Below are 19,147 nucleotides of genomic sequence, written 5' to 3'. Positions count from 1 at the left end.
GATCAGACCAGCCGAGCACCGCGACGTTGCGGTTTCGCACGCAGCTATTTGTTTAGTGACCAGGGCGGCCCATTCCGGACCTTCGCCCTACCTTCACGTTGCTGCAGGCGCGCCCGCTTTCCGGTCATTCGCCGCGCGAGCAAAATCTGGAGATGATCGTACTCACAGACTGCCGGACGAAGCGCCAATTCGCCGCGGTTGTGCCAAAGTCCGCTTTTGCCAAGAGTCTGCCACTTGTACGACCCAGCAAAGTCAGTTGTGGCGTCTGGTCCGGCAATGAAGTCGTAAAGCAGGCATCCCAAACGTAGAAGGGATGCCTGCATGTGGATCCGTGTTAGCTTCGAACCCTGACCAAGCCTAGAGCTTGAACGCCAAGCAAGGCAGCGAGCGTTCCGAACCCAATCAGTGGAGCACTCGAGCTGATTGCGCCAATGGACAGAGGACCAAGCACATAGCCCGCAGACCAGAAGAAATAGTAGCTTCCCGATATGGCCCCTTTGAGTGTGTCGGGGGCTTCCTCGTTCAACTCGGCGATGGAAGCGACGCAGAACATGCCCAATCCAATGCTGGAAAATCCAAGTGGAATATAGGCCCAGTGCCCGAAAAAGAGCGGGAATGTGGCGAGTCCGACAGCAGCCAACGCCATGCCCCAGATTAAAAATCCCGTCTGCCCGAACCGATCAGAGAGCATTCCTGCAACGATCTGCGACACGCTGATAGCCGCATAGAACACCACGAACAGCAGGCTAATGGCCGTTGCGCCAAACCCATGTGTGGATGCCAAAGAAACGGGCAAAACCGTTAGGAAGACACCGTATCCAGCGCCGTACAGAAGGACGCCCAACAAAAGGATCAACGTCTTCCTTTGGCGTAACAAGCTGACAAATTGCGCAAAGCTTGGCCGAGACTGTCCAAGAGGAACGGCGACGGGTTTCAGAAAGAAAAAGACACACAGCCCTGCGAATAAGCACAGCACGGCAAAAATCAGAAACGGCAGACTGCCTTGGCCGTTCGACGCGACAAGCAAACCCAACAACGGACCCGCCGTCAGGCCAATGTGAATTGCCGCGTTGTAGGTGCCAATGACACGCCCCTTGGTTGACGGATAGGCCAGTGAAAGAATAGCTGGCCCGAGCGCCCAGATCGGAGCTTCGCCGATGCCTTGAACAGCGCGGCCGAAGAAGATGCCTCCGGCGGTTTCGGTGAAAAAGAAAACAACACCAGACACCGCGCACAGCATATAGCCAATGACTAGGAAACGCTTCGCGCCCAAGCGGTCGGAAAGAGCGCTGATCGGCAGTTGCGCGAGCAGATAGGCAAACGCAAAAACCGAGGCGACGAGACCGACGCTTTCAAGTGATCCGGTCTTTGCATGAACCTGTTGAGGAAGAAGTGCGACGATCATGCCGACACCGACCATCAGCAGTGTTGCTGACAAACTGAGGATGAAGAGTGGAGTAGGTTTTTTCATGTGAATTGGCCTCCAGACAGCCAGACGGCCATGATGCTGCTACGGCCCCAAAAGGCGTTTGCATCACGGTTGGAAATTTCGAGATTTGGAGGCGAAAAGGCGCACGCAACCTAAACCCTGCTTGCCTAACAGGGATGGCCGCGTTTTAGACGACCTCTCGCGCCAGCGTCAGTCTTGCACGCACACGCGCGCAGCAAATGACGGGCTTAGGCGCGTGGCGGGGGGGAAACAGCAAAAATGTAGCTTGTCACGGGCATAATTAGCGAACTTCTCGTCGGTCTTATTAGAGTGGACCGTAGTTCTCGACATGTTCAAAGTAAACTCGGAACTTAGGCCACCACCCGAGATCAATCGCTCACCGGGAATTGACGTTGCCCAACAAAGCGGACTTTAGCTGCGAAACAGAAACCAGGACCTATGGGCTCTTCACGGTCATCGGAGGCAGCGCAGCATCCAGCCGATTAGGTTCCGGCTAGGCGTTGAGGACGGCCCAAAGTGGACTCTCAGCACAGCATCTCGATGCCGCGATTGCGGCCCGCGCTGCGGACATTCGCTGCAAGCGCGAAAATCTTGACCTTCTTGTATTTATAGAACGCGGAGCAAATCAACTCCAAGTGCGCCAATCTGTAGATCGGTGTACGATCTCCCGCACCTCATCCTCAAACCGCACTGAATTCCTAAAGTCCTCGGGCATACGCTCGAAACCACGCTCTGCCACAAGATCATAAAGTGCGTCGGGCATATAGTGATGCATCTCGTGCAGGCTTTGAACACCCGTTATTATTCCCAGGGCCTTTTTCTGTCTAAGCGAGACCATCACATGGTTGTCATAACTGGCTTTGATCGTTTTCGTTCCAGCCTGTGTCATTGCCCAAAGCACACAAAGCTCGTCGAGGTTCAGGGAATAAAATACCTTTTCGATGAGCTCTTGGTAAGCCTTCTCACGTGCTCGCCTCTGGAATGGCGAACGGATCGTGGAAACCGCCCATGTGACTAACTCTAGAATAAGAATTGCCGACGCCAAAAAGAAAACCAACAGAATTTGAGTTTGGTACTCGCTAGTGAATTCAGGCCGATCGAGGCCTAGCCGGTCAATGGGAACGAATAACAGAGCACCGCTGAACAAAAAAAGTACGAGCGCCGTTTTCGGTGATTTCAAAGCATGAAAGAACTGGGTAATGAACTCCATTGCAAACCTCTTTATACTCCTGCGAACGGAGCTGAATCCAGTCGATCCTGACCAAGGACGATGACAGTACAATGGCTCTTCGCGCGCGTCATGGCGTTGTATAGCAAACGCCGCTTATGCTCGTCACTTCCAGTTGCTGATTGAGGCCAAAGGACGATAACCCTGTCGAACTCTCTGTTTTTTGCTGCATGAATGGACATGGCCTTGATTTTCGCACTTTTCTTGAAACCAAGGCGTGTGTTGGCTCTGACTGCATCGGAGACAAAAGAAACCAGTTGATCTTTTTCGAATTCGCTTTGCGCAATGATGATGGACACGTCTGACCACTTCATGCGTCTCAGAAATCTTTGCGTCATCTGTGGGCACGACCCCAACAAACCTCGCAAACTTCGATTGTTCGTCTTCAGGCGAATTCCAACTTTGCCTAAGCTCCAAAGCAGTTTGGAGCGTCTCTAGCCAAGCGACATCACTGATGCCTTCTGGGATCAAAACACGCTGATGCATCAGCGCGGCAATCAACTTTTGCCGCCAAGCAAAAAAGAGGTGTTGCTTGTGATTGGTCGGACCAGCGGGTGCTGTCTTTGACAATGGCGAAACGGACATTTGCCCATCTTTGTTATCGACAAAGTAAGTTGCTTCGACAGGGAACATTGCCGCGACAACCGCCGCCTGCTCGAGCCCATCGGGAAAATCCCGAAGGCGGAAGCTGAGGCCAATTTCTATGCGGCTATGGAAACTGAGGAGCGAGCCGCTTAACTAACTGAAATCAGCCTCCGGCAAAGCCGGTGCGGTTCAATCCAGGGGCTCAGGTCAGACCCTGACACGGCACCAAACCTGACCTTCGCTGTACGAAAATCGAACTGGTGAGATGCGGACAGAGTCGCCTATTGCTCATGTAGCAATCACTCGCACCCGCGGCAGCAAATTATCAGTGTTGCAGCGATTTTCGCGAGACTTTTCCGTCATTTTTGGGCGTTTTCTGAAGCAGCATTTGTTCACACATGGGCACTCCCGTTGGCTGCCCCACAGCGTAGATAGCTATAACAGCCATTCACCGTCGTCGAAATAGCCGGAGCCAGACTGATCTTTCCTCGCGCCCTATTCGAGCAGATTAGACGCGAGACAAATCCGCCCTTTGGTCGTGCCGTCAATGCTGATGCAAAAATGGCTTGATATGGTGTCGATCGATTATTTGCGGTGCAGTGGGTTTCAACTAACCAACCTTTAACTCGTACTGATCTGTCTGAATTTCAGAACGTGTTGTCTCTGCGTGACTTAGATACCGGTCAGGGTTCAGACGTGTTTTCCCAAAGATCCGTGCTCAAGTATTTCAGTCCGCTGTCACAGACGACAAAGGCCACACATCCACCTTCAAGATCGCCCTGTAGTAACTGAATAGCTGCCCGGAGGTTTGCTCCCGCTGAAAACCCACCGAAGATCCCTTCGTAACGCGCCAGCATCCGGGCACCCTGTCTGGCCTCTTCGCCTGTGACACTTAGAGACCCCACCAGCGGAGCACCTTCAAGATGAACCAAGTCGGGCATCATATAACCACCACCCTGTATAGGATGGGCTGGGCAAGACGTGTCCCCATTGGCCAGCACTTCGGCGCCGACGGGTTCAACCGCGTAGCTTGGCACGCCTTTTGTTGCCAGATAACGCGCAACGCCTCCTAAGGTGCCGCCTGATCCCACAAAATCGCAAAACCCTGTCACCATATGGCAAGATTGATCCCAAATTTCCGGGCCGGTTGTATCAAAATGCGCTTTCCAATTGCTGTCGCGGCAAAACTGATCGGCACGAAACGCCATGCGCTCTAGCGTCACTTGCTGCGCGGCCTTTTCGACCAAGGCAAGATCCTCGCCCGACACCTCACCCGGCTTAGAACCATTGGCTTGAGGGACGCGCACAACTTCGGCTCCCAAAGCTTCCATCATCCGTGCGCGCTCTTCCGAGTTGCCTTCGCTCATCACCGCCACGAACGGATGGCCGTAAATGGAGCAGACGATCGCTAACCCGGTACCCATATTGCCTGATGTTAACTCAACCACTGTTTGACCTTTGACCAAATCTCCGCAGGCGCGCGCATCCTCGATGGTGCGCCGCGCTGCGCGATCCTTTTTGGAAAACCCCGGCATCAGCAGGTCAAGCTTGGCTAACAATCTGCCATGCAGGCCAAGATGATCACGCAGTCGGTCCAGTGCGATTAACGGCGTGCGCTCCATGGCGTGAAGAACTGACGGCATGGGCGTGGTCATCGGTGCCTCCGTTTGAGTTTTCATGACAGATTTGCCAGCGCGTCCAGCAGCTTTTCCTCTTCTCCGGGACGCATGTGCACGTTTTGGCTGGCGAAGGGAAACTCGCCCCTGGCCGAGGCTTGCCGGAATTCTCTCAGTGCAGCAACGCGTTCGCGATAGATCTGGTCGTGCAGGGGTTTAAGGTTGCGGAACGCGTGCGCGTGTTTGGGCGGGTTTTCCGTTTCGCCGCACAGGTCGGACATGAACTGGAAGGTGATGTCACCTGCACGGCCCGACCCTAGCGAGATCGTGATGATCGAGGTCTGCATGTTCAGATGGCGCATGCATTCTTCGGCCACACATTCGACCTCGGCCGCCAGAGCGCCCGCTGTCTCGTAATCTTTCATGGTGCGATAGATTTCCATTGCTTCATCGGCGGTACGGCCATAAGCGCGCAGTCCGCCGCCCTTGATCGAAAAGCTCGGCACCAGACCCAGATGCACCTGAACCGGCACCTGCTCATTCGCTAGCATTTCGACCACCTCGGGGCTGCGATTGGTCAGATACATATCGGCACCCTTTTCCATGCAGGTCATGGCATGGCGCAGGATATCGTCTTTGGTCTTGTTCTGGCTCCAGGCCATCGACGTGGCCATGAACGTCGTCGGTGCGCGCTCCCGGAATTCAACCAGATCGCTATCCAGAACCGTCAGCGTCTCGATCCCGGCCTCAACGCAAGCATCCAGTTCCGAGGCATTGCCGGGAAAGCACATGGTTAGGGGGCTGTTTGTGCCCTTCAGGGCCTGCAGATCAGGAATGGTCAGATTGCGTTGCGCTGGCTTACGACCGTAGGTGTAGATGTTTTTCATGGCAGGGTCTTTTGGTGAGGTTGAAAACTCACGAGGCCGGGCATGTTCTGCCCGACCTCGTCTGGTGGCGGAGGAAACCGCTCAGGAATACATCTGCTTTTTGCGTTCCCGTGCCTCGGCAGTCGCCTCGGGGCTGCCATCATGGTAGGAGCCGAACCAGTTGTCCCAGGGCATTTCCGGGTTGCCGTAGTTGCACTCGAAGTAGCGGTGATGAAGCTGATGGTGGAACGACCCGATCCTGAGTCTGGCGCTCTCGCCTAACACCAGATTTTCAAACCCGGCGTGGGAGGTTGCGGTGGCCAGAGCCAGCCAGTAGCCCATGAAAATCAGGTGCACCGGATGGGCCGGAACGACAAAGAACATCAGCAGCAGCCCCATGTAGCCGAGGTGTTCAACCGGGTGCATCGAAAAGCCCGACCATGGCGCGACTGAGACACTGCGGTGGTGAACGGAATGCACACGCCTATACAGAAAGGGAATGTGCAGAGCGCGGTGCAGCCAGTAGAAATGGAAGGACTGGATCACCGGCATCAGCAGGAACAGCGCCACGAACCAGACCGGGTTGCTTTCAAATGTGATCAGTGGTGTCCAGCCATTGGCTATTGCATACCACATCAGCACGTCAAAGCCTGTCCAGATCGTCACCCCAGAAACCAGCGCATAGAACACGTTGTCCCAGTATTGGTCGTTGAACTTGAAAACCCGGTTGTTGCGGGCAAGACCGCGACGATCGTATTTGAAATCGTCGCCCTGTCTTTTCCAGCCATAGAGCCAGACATGCAAACCCTGGGCAAACAGGGTCATAAGGATAAGATTACGCGCCCAGATCTGCAGAATCCAGGACCAGTGCAGCTCCTGCGTTTCGGCCAGCGACGGCGGCAGCCAAGCCCAGGTGGCAAACGCCATGAGCGCATAAATCAGGTACTCGGTGATCGGCAGCCAATTGCCTGCGAACCATTTCAGGGTCGCGATTGGGCGCGGCGGCCAGGAAAAGGCCGGGGTGACGGCCACCGGCAGGTCCGGGTGCCAGTTCCATTCGCGGCTGCTGCCGGCCTTAAGAGGATCTTCCTGGGTCGTCATCTTTGCCTCAGAGATTTGCGTTTCGTTCGCGCATCCTAAGGCTATTGCCCAGGGTAAAAAATCTGGAAAAAAGTCCTGCATACCTATAACCATTGGTAATGGATAGCTTTCGGAACAACCTGCCGCCCCTGGACGCTCTGATCTTCTTTCAGGCAGCGGCGCGCTGTGGCAGTTTTTCCGCTGCCGCGCGCGAAATGCGGGTCACGCAGGCCGCTGTCAGCAAACGGGTGCAGAGGCTGGAAGAATGGTTGGGAACCTGCGTCTTCGAGCGCAAGGGCCGCAGTATCACTTTGACCGAAGGCGGGCAGGCATTTGCCAATGACGTGCATCTGGCGCTGGAATTTCTGGAACGTGCGGTCAGCCGGTTCAAAGCGGAAGAAGAGGGGCTGATCCGCGTGGCTTCGACCAGTTCGATGTCGGTTTTCTGGCTTCAGGACCGGCTCAAAGGCTTCGCGCTCAGCGAAGCCGCCAGCCCGGTCAATGTCACCACCAGCGACGATATGAACGCGCTGACCGCGCCTGAGCTGGATTTGACGATTGTTTACAGCGACGGGCCTGCACCGGGCTGGTCCGGTGTGCAGGTGATGGCCGGGGAGCTGGCACCGGCTGCTGCGCCGGATGTCGCTGCAAAGGCCGTGGAGGCCGGCGCCTTTGGCGATCACTGGCAGCCCGGGAGCTGCCCGCCTTTGCTGGAGTATGCCAATTTGACGCCGGATTGGATCAACTGGTCGATCTGGTTGCGCAGGCTGGGCCTGCCTGCACTTGCCGAATGGCCTGTCATGCCGTGCTCCAGCTTTGGCCAGTCGGTGGGCCGGGCGATGTCCGGACGCGGCATTCTACTGGCCAATCTGGACATGCTGCGCAGCGAGTTTGCGGCGGGGCATTTGATCAGGATAGGCAGTCGCACCCTATCGCCGCGCAAATCCTATTATTTGTGCCACCGGGCGGACAAACCACTGTCTTCCGCCGCCCGGAGATTGTTTGACTTTCTGATCTCAGCCGCGGATCAGTAGGGCGCCTCGACATCATTCATCGAAACATAGACGGTCTTCATTTCGCTGAAATGATTGATCGCCAGTTTCGAGTTCTCGCGGCCGACGCCGGACATCTTCGACCCGCCGAACGGGGCTTCGACCGGAGCGAGGTTGTAGGTGTTGATATAGCAGGTGCCCGCCTCGAAGCCCGCGACGATGCGGTGCGCACGGGTCAGATCTGCGGTGAAAACACCCGCGGCAAGACCGAACTCGGTGGCGTTTGCGCGGGCCATCACCTCTTCCTCGGTGTCGAAATCCAGAACCGACATGACCGGACCAAAGATCTCTTCGCGCGCGATGATCATTTCGTCGGTGACGTCTGCAAACACTGTGGGCTGCATATAGAAACCGTCGCCGTCGATCCGGTCGCCGCCGCAGACCAGCCGGGCGCCCTCGGCCTTGCCTTTTGCGACATAGCCCAACGCGATGTTCAGCTGGTTTTCGCTGACCATCGGGCCAAAGCTGACGTCTTCATCCATCGGATCGCCGATTTTGGCGTTGGCCAGGCGTTCGGACAGGCGCGACAGGAAGGCCTCTTTGATATTTTTTTGCACGAAAACGCGGGTGCCATTGGAGCAGACCTGGCCCGAAGAATAGAAATTGCCCAGGATCGCGCCGGAGACGGCGTTTTCAATGTCGGCATCATCAAACACGATCATCGGGGACTTGCCGCCCAGTTCCATCGTGACATGTTTCATGCCTGCTGCCGCCGCGGCATAGACCTTTTTGCCGGTCGGCACAGAGCCTGTCAGCGAAACCTTGGCCACGCGGCTGTCGGTCACAAGCGCCGCGCCGACATCGCCATAGCCCTGCACCACATTGTAAATGCCTTTGGGGGCGCCCGCCTCGATCAGGATTTCGGCCACTTTCAGCGCCGACAGCGGGGTGGTCTCGGATGGTTTGAACACCATGGTGTTGCCGCATGCCAATGCCGGAGCGCCCTTCCAGCATGCGATCTGGGTGGGGTAATTCCAGGCTCCGATGCCGACGCAGACACCCAGCGCTTCCCGGATGGTATAAACAAAATCGCCGCCCGCCAGCGGGATATGCTCCCCTGTCAGACTGCCGGCCAGGCCGCCAAAATACTCCAGCGCGTCCGCGCCGGAGGTGGCGTCTGCCACGGTGGTTTCCTGAATCGGCTTGCCGGTGTCATGGGTTTCCAGAACGGACAGGTCGTAGTTGCGCGCGCGCATGATGTCGGCCGCGCGGCGCAGAATACGGCCACGTTCCGTACCCGACAGAGCCGCCCATTCAGCTTTAGCCGCCTCAGCACTTTTCAGCGCCATGTCCACAATGGCCGGAGTGGCGGAATGCAACTGCGCAATTACCTCGCCGGTGGCAGGGTAGATCACGTCGATCAGCTTGCCTTCGCTGTCTTCGACATAGGCGCCATCGATGAAATGGCTGGCTTGGGGTTGAAACTTCATCGTGCAGTCCTCAGTCGTTATGTAGTTCATAACTGTTCTGAATGCCATCAGGGATGGTCCAATCGGCAGAAATGCCTTTGCGGATGGTCAGCACATCTCCTTGAAGCAGATCAACACTGCTCCCATCGGAAAATGCCAGCGTTGCGGCACCCTGGTTCACATGCAAAGTCACGCTTTGGTCATAGGTGTAGGAAAAGTCTGGCTCCTTGCATTCCCAAATCTCCCAATTTGAAAGCTGTGCGCGGATTTCCGCATCTGCCGCGCGGCGGGTAAAGTGAGGGCCTTCGGCCAGTCGTGAATCGGTCATGGTCTCAGATTGCCTTGTAATAGGGTACATGTTCAGGTGTCAGGGGCGCATTGCCCAGGATGATGTCAGCCGCTTTCTCAGCGATCATGAATGTGGCGGCATTGATATTGGCGCTTGGCACCGCTGGGATAACAGAGGCGTCCACCACTCGCAGCCCCTCGATGCCGCGCAGGCGCAGATCCAGGTCGACCACCGCGCGCTCATCACCGTCTGCCCCCATACGTGCGGTACCACAGGGATGATAAGCCGAAGTTGCATCTTCGCGGATGAAATCATCCAGTTCGGAATCGCTTTGCACATTCAGCCCTGGCAGATCTTCGCGCCGGTGGTAGCGTTTGAACGCTTCCTGTGCCAGCAGCTCGCGGCCCAGCTTCAGCCCTTCCCGCATCTCATAGCGGTCGCGGTCGGTCGCCAGGTAGTTCGGATCAATCAGCAGGCTGTCACTGGGATCGGCCGACTTGAGCCGCACAGTGCCCCGGCTTTCGGGGCGCATCGGACCCGCGCCCAGACGGTACCCGTTCTTGGACGGGTTCGGAATCCAGTTGGCGCCAAAGAACACAGGGAAGAAATGGAACTGGATATTGGGATGTGTGACATCCGCATCCGTGCGCAGAAACGCCCCCACATTACATTGGTTGATGGAGGCAACACCACCTTTCCAGCCAAACCACTGCATTCCGGCCCAGACCATCAGATGCGGTTTCAGATATTTGTTCAGCGACACCGGCTGATCCGTTTCCACCTGGATATGCGCTTCAAGATGGTCATGCAGGTTATCCCCCAGCATCGGCGCGGCAAGGCGCACATCAATGCCATGATCGCGAAGATGCGCCTCGGGACCAATGCCCGACAGCATCAGAAGCTGCGGAGTGCCGAACACACCGGCAGACAGGATCACCTCGCGTTTGCTTTCGATGCGCAGCACTTCCCTGCCACGGGCCAGCTCAACCCCGGTTGCGCGCCCCTGATCCAGCAGCACCCGCAGCACCTTCGCGCCGGTCACAACCTCCAGATTGTCCCGCGCGGGCTGGCTGTGCAGATAGGCGCGCGCCGAACTGCTGCGGTAACCGTTTTCGACTGACATCTCAAACCGGCTGACGCCTTCCTGCTGATAGCCGTTCACATCCTCGGTCAGGTCATGGCCCGCCTGCTGCCCGGCCTCCAGAAAGGCCGCATTCAGGGGGTTGAGATCCTGCTGCGCCTTGACCCCGACCATGCCATCGGTGCTGCGAAACGCATCTGCGGCCCCGTCCCGGCGTTCCAGCTTCTTGAAATAGGGCAGGCAGTCGGCAAAGGACCAGCCCGCACAGCCTTCTTCAGTGGCCCAATTGTCATAATCCAGCGGGTTGCCGCGCAGATAGGTCATGCCATTGATCGACGATGATCCCCCCAATGCCTTGCCGCGGGGCTGGTCGATTTCGCGGTTGTTGAGATGCTTTTGGGGTGTCGTTTTGAACCAGTAGTTATACTTGCTGCTTGGCTTAAACGCCGATCGCAGCCCCGCAGGCATCTGCAAAATCCAGTTGCGATCATCGGGGCCGTGTTCCAGCAGCAAAACCCGGTAGCGGCTATCTGTACTAAGCCGGTGGGCCAACGTGCATCCTGCTGTGCCAGCACCAACGATGATATAGTCATAAGCTTTCTGCATGGTCTGAATGTCCGCGCATGTTGTTCCGTCCGCGGTTTACTGACAGAGATTTTCAGGTTGGAAAACTGGACTTCTGCTTTTGATATACCCTAACCTAGGGTTATGAATTACTTCCAACGCACCCTGCCGTCTCTGGATGCTCTTGTCTATTTTGAAGCGGCAGCGAGACATTTGAATTTTACCCATGCTGCAGCTGAGCTGAACGTCTCTCAGGTGGCCGTCAGCAAGCGCATTCGCGCGCTGGAGCAACATCTGGGGATCAAACTTTTTGACCGGCTGGGCCGCTCGCTCACGCTAACTGAGAAAGGCCGGAGACTGGCGGCAAAAATCACGCCCAGCCTGTCCTTTTTGGAAGAAGCAATTGATAATGTCAGAGACCGGTCAGGCACAGAAAGGCAGGTGGTTACAATCGCTGCCAACGAGAACGTGAACTTTTTCTGGCTGGCCCCCTTGATGCGGGAGTTTCAACTTTCTGGCAAAGACACGCTGGTTTCGGTGGTGACCGCCAACAACGTCACGGATGTGATCGACCATAAAACCGATCTTGCGGTTTTCCACGGCCGGTCTGCGCCCAAAGGCTGGCAGGTTCATGTTTCGCTCCCCGAACAGCTGCTTGCCGTCACCGGACCATCCTGTAGCCGGGCTGATGAGTTCACGCTTTTGGAATACACGAAGGAGTCACCGGATTGGGTGAACTGGTCCAGCTTGACCGAGGGGCAGATCGCAAATTGGTTTACCAATGTCAAATTTCGCTACTGTACCTCTTATATTCAATCGATCACCCTGGCGGCGGCTGGACATGGGGTTGCCCTTGGCGTTCTGCCTTTGCTGCAGCGTGAACTTAGGCTTGGGGAGCTGCAGCAGTTGCGTTCTCAAATTCTGACAAGTGACCGGCGCTATTTCGTTGCGACACCCAATGGGCGTACACCATCGGCTGCAACCAGAGAGATTGTCGAATTGTTAGGGGAGAATAGCACCTCAACAATTTCATACTGAGGAAGATGCCTTGAGTGCTCCTTCCTGGCATTTGTGGATTGAAACTGGAGGTAACGGTCTGGGTGTGGCGTTCCACAAAAATGTTCTGCTACGGCTTTCTGGGCTGGATGTATGACAGGGTAATAGGGCTAATTGCATGTCTGTTCGGAACGGACCTAGGTTGATACCGGACGCGGCCAAATCCAAGAAAACCCGGCCCTGCATCTCAGGGCCGGGTTCACTGTGTCCCGACTGATCTTTTACCGATCAGCTGGCCCTTCCGTCAGACTGGCAGCACCAGTGCATTCGGAACTAGCAGCGTGTCATAAACCGCAATCCGAGAGGCCAGAAGCAGGCTGCCGTCTTTCTGCGATCGAAAACGGTCGATCATCCGCCCTGCTTGATGCAACCGGCCTTCGGGCAGCTCCGAGAGGGTTTCGATCAGCAGGTAGTTGCACCCGGCCAGGATGGCGCCATCCTCTTCGATACCCATGACTCTCTCATTTGTGATATAGTGCCTGAGGTAACGTGGTCCGAACATCGAGGTCTCACTGATCGCCAGGGCGCGATCGGCAATCATCCCGTGCCCTTCACAGTAGACCGGGCCGACAGGCAGATCGTGATCGAAATTCTTGCGGCTGGGGATGTTGTAGAAGGCATCCTCTGTGAAGAAGCCTGGCCAGTCCCTCAGATCACCGTCATCCAACACCGCGCAGTACTCTGTGTTGAATTCTGAAACGGCTACTCGTGCCTCGCGCCGCGCGGCAAGGGTATCCTTGGCGGAAAGCGGCTTAAACTGAGTGTGCATTGTGATCACAGTCCCATTTCCTTCCGCCAGTACTGATACATGGAACGGATTGCGGATTCAGAGATCAGCGTGTCGGAGGTGCCGGTCGGCAAGCAGGCGATACACAGATCACGATATGAAGGTGATCTGCGACCGCCTCAACAACACGCCCCGCAAATGCCTCGGATGGAAGACGCCAGCCGAAGTCTTCCGCAAAAAGAAGATGGAAGAGATGAACCGATCCCCCTACCCTAGAGGGCGTGCTGAGCAAGCCGCGCGAGACACTGGAGCACGGTGACGGGCATAACGCAGACCGGGATTGCGGCGACGAGGGGGAAAAACGTACGCGAAATCGACGGAGAGATAGATCGTGATCCGGGCCTCAGTCATTGAAATGGCGTGTTCACGAATTCACAAAACCTGTCACCAAAGCTATGAGCGCGCCGACATGAACCACCATGATGGCACGGTCTTTCCACATGACGCCCACGAGGAACCACAGGATGATGCCCACAAAGAACGCATAGACATTCCAGGGGGCAACATTCATCCCAGTTAGGCCATAGCCAACCAGTTGGATCGCCGTTGCAATCCATTTGACAATATCAACGGTCTTCAATTTCTTCTCCAGGGGATTGGCGGCCGAGAGGCTTTGTTCAGGATTTGCTCAATCGGGTGGACAAAACGTCCAGCCCAGCGACAAGGCTGTCATAGGTGCCTTTCTCGCCCATGATCTCGCGTAGTTGACGGTTCAGGCCGCCCGGTGTGTTCAGGGAATCCACGAGGTTGGACATTACATTGGGCGCAGTGATCGGCTCGGCCATGATTGAACCACCGACCAAAAGGCGCAGGAACTGTTCCGCACCGGCTTGATCGCCTGTTTTGTCGCCCAGCCAGTCCACACCAACCGCCATAAGCTTCGCAACCACCGACAGCAGCGCCTGAGCTGCGAGGAACTCGTTGAAATCGGCCTCGGACCCCAAGGTGATCACGGTGTTTGCTTCGCCGTAAAGGGCTTCGGTGACGGGCGATTGCGGATAGGTCAGCAGCGGCGACCCACCTTGCGCGACAGACGGGAACGGAATGACGATGGCCTCGAATGTCGCCGGGGCCACCAGGGTGCGAAGCTGTTCAGCAGACATGCCCACCATGAAGGACAGAACCTTTTGGCCTTCGCGGAAAGTCAGGGGGCCAAGCATCGCCTCGGCCGCTTCGGCCGTTGATCCGATGAAGATCACATCGCTTGCATCCACCACGCCCTGGTTGTCGGCGACCCGCACATTTGCGTGACGGTCAGACATCATCGCGGCATTGGCTTTGTTTCTTTCGCTGACGGTAATGTCGTGCCCGTCCTGAACCAGACCCTGAGCGCAAGCCAGGGCAATGGTTCCAAAGCCCAAGTATCCAATCTTCATGTCTCATCCCCTGTTATCAGTTCCGTGTTTTCCAATGCTCAATTGACTTTTTCCGCAAAACTCGCAAAGTAAAAATATTCTTAGACGTTAGAAAAAGTATGGTGTCGATGATTGATCTGCCTTCCTTGAACGCGCTGCGCGCCCTTGCTGTGCTGTCAGAGACCGGAAGCTATGCGCTGGCCGCGCGATCCCTGAACGTGACACCTGCTGCCGTATCGCATCAGGTCAAGGCGCTAGAGGCCCATTTCAGTGTGGCTCTGGTGACGCGACAGGGGCGCGGGGTGGAATTGACAGATGAAGGCCGCATGTTGGCGCGGCAGGTGCGCAAGGGGCTGGCCGTCCTTCAGGACGGCGTGGACCAGCTGAACCACCGCGCCGAACAGCAGCCAGTGCGGATCACGACCTCGGCCACTTTTGCGACCTACTGGCTTTTGCCAAGGTTGCCTGATTTCCAGAAACGCCATCCCGGCATTGATGTGCTGATCAACCCGTCCAGCGATGTGGTGGACATTGAACATTCGGATTATGACCTTGCCATCCGGTTCTGCGGACAAGGGGGGCTGCCGCAGGGGCGGGACGCTTTTCTGGATGTTAGCCTGAACGTATTTGGCACGCCTGCTCTTGCGCAGGGCTGTGCAAATGATCTGCAAGCGCTCTCTGAACAGCCCTGGCTGCAAGAGATCGGCACAAAGTCGGCAGAGAAATGGTTTCTGCGAAAAGGATACAGGCCAGAGCACCGGCTCAATGTGACCGAAATGCCAGGGAACATGGTCTTGCGGTCCTTGAAGCAGGGGCTGGGCGTCGGAGTGGCAAGCTGCGACTGGGTCCGCGAAGAGGCTGCGGAGGACAGCCTCGTCGAGCTTTGGCACAGCCGCGAGCATGGGCATTATTATCTGGTTCCCAAACAGGTACTGAAATCGCGCAATGCCGAGGTTTTTATGAAATGGTTGCTGAGATCCAAAGGTGCCTAGCGTCAAGTGACGCTTGCACCGCTGGATTTCACCGCCCCATGCAGCCAATCCAGAAACAGCGTGGTTTCGTCACTGACTCCGCCGGGCGCGGTCAGAGCATAGTAGACGCCTCGACTACGCTCAGGCCAAAGATCAAGCAGGCGACCGCTGTCAATGTCATCCTGCACCCAATCGCAAACCGTGTAGGCCACGGCTTCGCCCCGGCGCAGGGCTTCGATGATCAGGTTTCCCGGCATTTCAGACAGGCGCTTCAGCTCATTTCCCTGCCCCCCCTTGCCGGCAAACCAATCCTGCGCATCCGTTGTTCCCGCCTCTTGCAGCCAGTTGAGCGTGGCCAGTTCCTGAAGTGCCGGAGGAAACGACTGAAGCAACTCGGGCGCGCCCAGCACATTCAGCGAGACACCCATCAGAGGCGTCGTGCTCTCTGGCAGCGCGTCCAGATGGCAAAACCGGATGGCGATGTCGAAATCAAACTGTTCCAAGGGAACCATGGCACTGGACAGGTCCAGCTGGAAGGAAATGCCTGCGTGCAGGGCCTGAAACTCGGCCAGTTTATGAACCAGCCAATGCGATGCAAAACTGGGGGAGGTGGTGATCCTGATCGTATGTGGGCGATTATGCCTTTCCACCCGCTCGACCCCCTGCCGGATCTTTCTGAAACCTTCGTGCAGCGCTTTTGCCAGAATCTGCCCTTCCTCCGTCAACAGAACGCCGCGGCCGTGTTTTTGCACCAGCGCCTTGTTGAGGTGTTGTTCCAGTTTTCTGATTTGCTGAGACACAGCCGCCGGGGTGACATTTAGATGGCGCGCCGCCTCTGCAACGCTGCCGGTTTCCGCCAGTTGCGCAAAAGCTTTGAGCATGTTGAGCGGGGGAAGCTGTTTCATTCGTAAGCAAAACTAAACAGTGGGCGATTTTATTTTTCTAGGAGAGCGGGCTGGTTCAGTCAATAAGAAGCTCCAAATCCAATATGAGGGCATGTGATGAGCGCGCTATTTTCCAACCTCAACATCAAGAATGTTAAGTTCAAGAACCGGGTCGGCATGTCCCCGATGTGCCAGTATTCGTCGGTTGACGGAGTGGCATCCGATTGGCACATGGTGCATCTGGGCGCACGCGCCGTGGGTGGTGCGGGTCTGATCATGGCGGAATGCACGGCTGTATCACCGACCGGTCGGATCTCGAATGGTTGTGCGGGGCTTTGGAATGAACAACAGGCCGAGCGACTGGCCCCGATTGTCGCCTTTCAAAAGTCTTTTGGGGCCGTCGCAGGAACACAGATTTCGCATTCGGGACGCAAAGGCAGCGCCGCAACCGCGCTGGAAGGCGGCAGCCACATTGCCGAAAGCGATGGCGGTTGGGCAACAGTTTCCCCTACAGGCGAAGCGTTTGATCCCGATGGAACGCGGCTTTGGAAAGCGCCCCGCGCCCTGACAACAGATGAGGTCAGCGAGATTCAAGGCCAGTTCGTCGCCTCTGCCAAACTGGCCGACCAGGTTGGCTATGACCTATTGGAAGTGCATTGCGCCCATGGGTATCTACTGCACTCCTTCCTGACGCCCTTGGTCAACCAGCGGGCCGATGCATATGGCGGTGACCTGCGCGCCCGGGCGCGGATGCTGTTGGAAACAGTGGAAAAGGTTCGCGCAGTCTGGCCCGAGGGCAAGGTTCTTGCGGTGCGGCTGTCGGTGGATGATTTTGCCGAGGGCGGCCTGACGACGCAGGATATTGCGCAGGTCGGGCAATGGCTGAAAGAACGCGGGGTGGATATTCTTGATTGTTCCGCCGGTGGCGCGGTCCCTGCCGCGCGCGGTGCCATCGGCAACCGCACGGCCGAACAACCCCGGCTGGCAGGTGAGGTCCGTCAGGGCTCGGGCCTTCCGGTCATGGCGGTCGGCGGCATCACCGACCCGCATCACGCCGAAGAGCTGGTGGCCAGCGAAACGGCGGATATTGTGCTGCTTGGACGCGAGATGATGCGTGATCCGCACTGGCCCTTCCGTGCAGCCAAAACCCTTGAAGCCGAAACGCGGCACGTTTTGGCCGAACAGTACGGCTTCTTCGTTGGCGGTTAGTGGCTTGTACCAATCCTTTTCTCCTGCAACCGGAAGCGGAGTAAAGGGAGTGAGGATTCCCGGCTGGTGGGCAGACCGGGATGCTTAGCTCCTTTCCCGCGGCAACGTGCAAAAGCCGCCCTGATGATAGACCAGCGGGGCATGATCCGAAGCGGTTGTATCAAGGACCGTGCCAACAATGATCTGATGGGATCCAAAGCTCTGCGTTTTTTTGTAAGCGCATTGAAAAGTTGCAGCCGCGTTCCGCAGTACCGGCAAGGCGTTTGGGTTTTCCTGATTCCAGTCGGGCGTTGTAAACTTGCGGGGGGTCGTGCGGGGCGCACCGGCGAAAGCCATGGCAACGTCGTCTTGACCCTCTGCAATCACGTTCACGCAAAAGGCACCATTCTCCTCGATCATGGCCAGTATCCGACTCTGGCGGTTCAGGCAAATCAGCAGGGAGGCCGGGTCTGCAGAGAGTGAGCACATCGCACTGACAGTCGCGCCATGGGATCCCGTTGCGCCGTTTGTCGTAACAATTGTCACCGGCGTCGCGACATTGCGCATCGCAGAGATAAACAGATTTCGGTCTTGCATGTTTGCTTCCTTTTCCCTGAGCACTGGCCCAGGAGATCCCTTGCTTGCAAGACGTTATTACTTACCCTATGGCAAAGAGATTCTTATGCGAGGGTATCCTATGGCCAAATCTCTCAAAGCAAAGCTGGCTGGATTGAGCGAGCGGCAAATTTCTCAGCTGGAACACCTTGGCTTTGACAGCAACCGTCAGCGGCGCCCGCTTCCGCCTTTGCAGACGCTTGTTGCCTTTGAATCTGCGGCCCGTTCCCTCAGCTTCACGCAGGCGGCAACCGAGCTGAATCTGACTCAGCCAGCCATTAGCCAGCAGGTCAAAATACTTGAAGGGCGGCTGGATGTCGCGCTGTTTCAACGCAGCAACAACCGCATCCGCCTGACCGAGGCCGGAGAGAGTTTTGCCGCCATCGTCGCCGGTCTTCTCGACCAGCTCAGCGAAAGTGTCGAAGAGATTTCACGCGCCGGAAACCGCACGACGCTGACCGTCAGCCTGCTGCCGTCCTTTGCATCGACATGGTTTTCAGCTCGGATCGGAAGGTTTCAGTCCCTTCACCCGGAAATAGATCTCATCATCCTGTCAACCATTGCGAAAACCGGATTCGGGCAAGAAGAAGCCGATGTCGCTGTTCGATGGGGGGCGGGCGGCGCGGCCGGACTATTTGAAGAAAAACTGCTGGACGAAGAACATATTCTCGCAGCCTCGCCGGCGGTAGCTGCGCAGATTGCCCCGGACAGTTCAATCGAGGCGCTTCACAGCCTGCCCTTTCTTCACGATACCGCCCACACCGAATGGCAGCGCGTTATCGAAGCCAACGGAGGCGAATCCCGGAACTTTGAGAACGGATTGTACTTTGGTGATTCTAGCGCAACCTTGAATGCGCTGGTGTCTGGCCACGGCGTCGGGGTCGTACGTGATGTTCTGGCGAACCAGTACCTGCGCGATGGCCGTTTGGTCCGGCTGCCTTTTGCCTCCGTGAAAGGGCCGTTTTCCTATTACTTCCTATGCCCCACACATCGTCTCGAACAGCCAGCGGTTCAGGCCTTCCGCTCTTGGTTGAAGACTGAAATCGAATCCCCATAAGAAATTCTTTGTCA

Annotated in this window: 19 protein-coding genes; 5 read left to right on the top strand and 14 right to left on the bottom strand. The window is 56.7% G+C overall.

The annotated features are described in order from the left end of the window. Positions 1-334: 334 nt before the first annotated feature. The 6 genes from RA19_RS18560 to RA19_RS18535 all read right to left on the bottom strand — a co-directional run bounded on the left by RA19_RS18560 (position 335) and on the right by RA19_RS18535 (position 6,846). Positions 335-1,471 (bottom strand): MFS transporter, encoded by a 1,137-nt coding sequence (locus RA19_RS18560; RefSeq protein WP_039165338.1) that lies wholly within the window; start codon positions 1,469-1,471, stop codon positions 335-337. A 604-nt stretch (positions 1,472-2,075) separates the two neighbouring features. Beyond that, on the bottom strand, positions 2,076-2,660 hold the full coding sequence (locus RA19_RS18555; protein ID WP_039165336.1) for a super-infection exclusion protein B: 585 nt from the start codon (positions 2,658-2,660) through the stop codon (positions 2,076-2,078). 11 nt (positions 2,661-2,671) lie between these two features. Continuing rightward, positions 2,672-2,977: an ATP-binding domain-containing protein gene (locus tag RA19_RS18550; protein WP_241479102.1), complete on the bottom strand. Its 306-nt coding sequence runs from the start codon at positions 2,975-2,977 to the stop codon at positions 2,672-2,674. A 969-nt stretch (positions 2,978-3,946) separates the two neighbouring features. Continuing rightward, on the bottom strand, positions 3,947-4,918 hold the full coding sequence (locus RA19_RS18545) for a PLP-dependent cysteine synthase family protein (RefSeq protein ID WP_039165476.1): 972 nt from the start codon (positions 4,916-4,918) through the stop codon (positions 3,947-3,949). Positions 4,919-4,938: 20 nt separating this feature from the next. Further along, positions 4,939-5,766, bottom strand: a complete 828-nt coding sequence (locus RA19_RS18540) for a 3-methyl-2-oxobutanoate hydroxymethyltransferase (RefSeq protein WP_039165333.1) — start codon at positions 5,764-5,766, stop codon at positions 4,939-4,941. Positions 5,767-5,847: 81 nt separating this feature from the next. Beyond that, the gene (locus RA19_RS18535; RefSeq protein ID WP_039165331.1) at positions 5,848-6,846 is read right to left on the bottom strand and encodes a sterol desaturase family protein; all 999 of its coding nucleotides are present in this window, start codon (positions 6,844-6,846) and stop codon (positions 5,848-5,850) included. Between the two features lie 98 nt (positions 6,847-6,944). On the opposite strand from RA19_RS18535, the gene RA19_RS18530 reads away from it, so the two are divergent. Then, on the top strand, positions 6,945-7,859 hold the full coding sequence (locus RA19_RS18530) for a LysR family transcriptional regulator (RefSeq protein ID WP_039165329.1): 915 nt from the start codon (positions 6,945-6,947) through the stop codon (positions 7,857-7,859). Here RA19_RS18530 and betB read toward each other — a convergent pair. Genes betB through RA19_RS18515 form a run of 3 tightly spaced genes read right to left on the bottom strand, consistent with a single transcriptional unit; the run spans position 7,853 to position 11,262 of the window. After that, positions 7,853-9,307, bottom strand: a complete 1,455-nt coding sequence (betB, locus tag RA19_RS18525; RefSeq protein WP_039165327.1) for a betaine-aldehyde dehydrogenase — start codon at positions 9,305-9,307, stop codon at positions 7,853-7,855. The two genes, RA19_RS18530 and betB, sit on opposite strands and share 7 nt — an antisense overlap. Before the next feature lie 10 nt (positions 9,308-9,317). Then, complete coding sequence (locus RA19_RS18520) at positions 9,318-9,614, bottom strand: cupin domain-containing protein (RefSeq protein WP_039165326.1); 297 nt, start codon at positions 9,612-9,614, stop codon at positions 9,318-9,320. Positions 9,615-9,618: 4 nt separating this feature from the next. Continuing rightward, positions 9,619-11,262, bottom strand: coding sequence for a choline dehydrogenase (locus RA19_RS18515; protein WP_039165325.1), 1,644 nt, complete (start codon positions 11,260-11,262; stop codon positions 9,619-9,621). Between the two features lie 102 nt (positions 11,263-11,364). On the opposite strand from RA19_RS18515, the gene RA19_RS18510 reads away from it, so the two are divergent. Beyond that, on the top strand, positions 11,365-12,258 hold the full coding sequence (locus tag RA19_RS18510) for a LysR family transcriptional regulator (RefSeq protein ID WP_039165323.1): 894 nt from the start codon (positions 11,365-11,367) through the stop codon (positions 12,256-12,258). Between the two features lie 262 nt (positions 12,259-12,520). Here the strand turns inward: RA19_RS18510 and RA19_RS18505 are convergent, their stop codons facing one another. From RA19_RS18505 to RA19_RS18495, 3 genes are all read right to left on the bottom strand, one after another. Continuing rightward, positions 12,521-13,045 carry an aromatic-ring-hydroxylating dioxygenase subunit beta gene (locus RA19_RS18505; RefSeq protein ID WP_039165322.1) on the bottom strand — a complete coding sequence of 175 codons (525 nt, stop codon included), beginning with the start codon at positions 13,043-13,045 and terminating at the stop codon, positions 12,521-12,523. 382 nt (positions 13,046-13,427) lie between these two features. Then, positions 13,428-13,643: a DUF6552 family protein gene (locus RA19_RS18500; protein ID WP_052261917.1), complete on the bottom strand. Its 216-nt coding sequence runs from the start codon at positions 13,641-13,643 to the stop codon at positions 13,428-13,430. 37 nt (positions 13,644-13,680) lie between these two features. Then, a complete protein-coding gene (locus RA19_RS18495; RefSeq protein ID WP_039165319.1) occupies positions 13,681-14,439 on the bottom strand; it encodes an NAD(P)-binding domain-containing protein in 759 nt (252 codons plus the stop codon). 107 nt (positions 14,440-14,546) lie between these two features. Between RA19_RS18495 and RA19_RS18490 the strand changes: the two genes are divergently transcribed. Next, positions 14,547-15,410, top strand: coding sequence for a LysR substrate-binding domain-containing protein (locus RA19_RS18490; protein WP_193748302.1), 864 nt, complete (start codon positions 14,547-14,549; stop codon positions 15,408-15,410). A gap of 2 nt (positions 15,411-15,412) precedes the next feature. Here the strand turns inward: RA19_RS18490 and RA19_RS18485 are convergent, their stop codons facing one another. Beyond that, positions 15,413-16,294, bottom strand: a complete 882-nt coding sequence (locus RA19_RS18485) for a LysR family transcriptional regulator (protein WP_082020611.1) — start codon at positions 16,292-16,294, stop codon at positions 15,413-15,415. Between the two features lie 96 nt (positions 16,295-16,390). Between RA19_RS18485 and RA19_RS18480 the strand changes: the two genes are divergently transcribed. Beyond that, the gene (locus RA19_RS18480; protein WP_039165316.1) at positions 16,391-17,482 is read left to right on the top strand and encodes an NADH:flavin oxidoreductase/NADH oxidase; all 1,092 of its coding nucleotides are present in this window, start codon (positions 16,391-16,393) and stop codon (positions 17,480-17,482) included. Positions 17,483-17,566: 84 nt separating this feature from the next. Here RA19_RS18480 and RA19_RS18475 read toward each other — a convergent pair whose 3' ends face one another. Further along, positions 17,567-18,058: a flavin reductase family protein gene (locus RA19_RS18475; protein WP_039165314.1), complete on the bottom strand. Its 492-nt coding sequence runs from the start codon at positions 18,056-18,058 to the stop codon at positions 17,567-17,569. 100 nt (positions 18,059-18,158) lie between these two features. On the opposite strand from RA19_RS18475, the gene RA19_RS18470 reads away from it, so the two are divergent. Next, a complete protein-coding gene (locus RA19_RS18470; protein WP_052261914.1) occupies positions 18,159-19,133 on the top strand; it encodes a LysR substrate-binding domain-containing protein in 975 nt (324 codons plus the stop codon). Positions 19,134-19,147 lie beyond the last annotated feature (14 nt).

It is taken from the genome of Leisingera sp. ANG-M1 (genome assembly GCF_000813745.1).
GTDB lineage: Bacteria > Pseudomonadota > Alphaproteobacteria > Rhodobacterales > Rhodobacteraceae > Leisingera.
The sequence above is the reverse complement of the archived record's forward strand: the minus strand, read 5'-3'. Positions and strand labels throughout refer to the sequence as shown.

Coding starts and splice junctions, on each gene's coding strand:
- RA19_RS18495 (WP_039165319.1), bottom strand. CDS start 14,439: ATGAAGATTGGATACTTGGGCTTTGGAACCATTGCCCTGGCTTGCGCT.
- RA19_RS18490 (WP_193748302.1), top strand. CDS start 14,547: ATGATTGATCTGCCTTCCTTGAACGCGCTGCGCGCCCTTGCTGTGCTG.
- RA19_RS18540 (WP_039165333.1), bottom strand. CDS start 5,766: ATGAAAAACATCTACACCTACGGTCGTAAGCCAGCGCAACGCAATCTG.
- RA19_RS18475 (WP_039165314.1), bottom strand. CDS start 18,058: ATGCAAGACCGAAATCTGTTTATCTCTGCGATGCGCAATGTCGCGACG.
- RA19_RS18510 (WP_039165323.1), top strand. CDS start 11,365: ATGAATTACTTCCAACGCACCCTGCCGTCTCTGGATGCTCTTGTCTAT.
- RA19_RS18485 (WP_082020611.1), bottom strand. CDS start 16,294: ATGAAACAGCTTCCCCCGCTCAACATGCTCAAAGCTTTTGCGCAACTG.
- RA19_RS18520 (WP_039165326.1), bottom strand. CDS start 9,614: ATGACCGATTCACGACTGGCCGAAGGCCCTCACTTTACCCGCCGCGCG.
- RA19_RS18530 (WP_039165329.1), top strand. CDS start 6,945: ATGGATAGCTTTCGGAACAACCTGCCGCCCCTGGACGCTCTGATCTTC.
- RA19_RS18545 (WP_039165476.1), bottom strand. CDS start 4,918: ATGACCACGCCCATGCCGTCAGTTCTTCACGCCATGGAGCGCACGCCG.
- RA19_RS18535 (WP_039165331.1), bottom strand. CDS start 6,846: ATGACGACCCAGGAAGATCCTCTTAAGGCCGGCAGCAGCCGCGAATGG.
- RA19_RS18470 (WP_052261914.1), top strand. CDS start 18,159: ATGGCCAAATCTCTCAAAGCAAAGCTGGCTGGATTGAGCGAGCGGCAA.
- betB (WP_039165327.1), bottom strand. CDS start 9,307: ATGAAGTTTCAACCCCAAGCCAGCCATTTCATCGATGGCGCCTATGTC.
- RA19_RS18560 (WP_039165338.1), bottom strand. CDS start 1,471: ATGAAAAAACCTACTCCACTCTTCATCCTCAGTTTGTCAGCAACACTG.
- RA19_RS18480 (WP_039165316.1), top strand. CDS start 16,391: ATGAGCGCGCTATTTTCCAACCTCAACATCAAGAATGTTAAGTTCAAG.
- RA19_RS18515 (WP_039165325.1), bottom strand. CDS start 11,262: ATGCAGAAAGCTTATGACTATATCATCGTTGGTGCTGGCACAGCAGGA.
- RA19_RS18555 (WP_039165336.1), bottom strand. CDS start 2,660: ATGGAGTTCATTACCCAGTTCTTTCATGCTTTGAAATCACCGAAAACG.
- RA19_RS18505 (WP_039165322.1), bottom strand. CDS start 13,045: ATGCACACTCAGTTTAAGCCGCTTTCCGCCAAGGATACCCTTGCCGCG.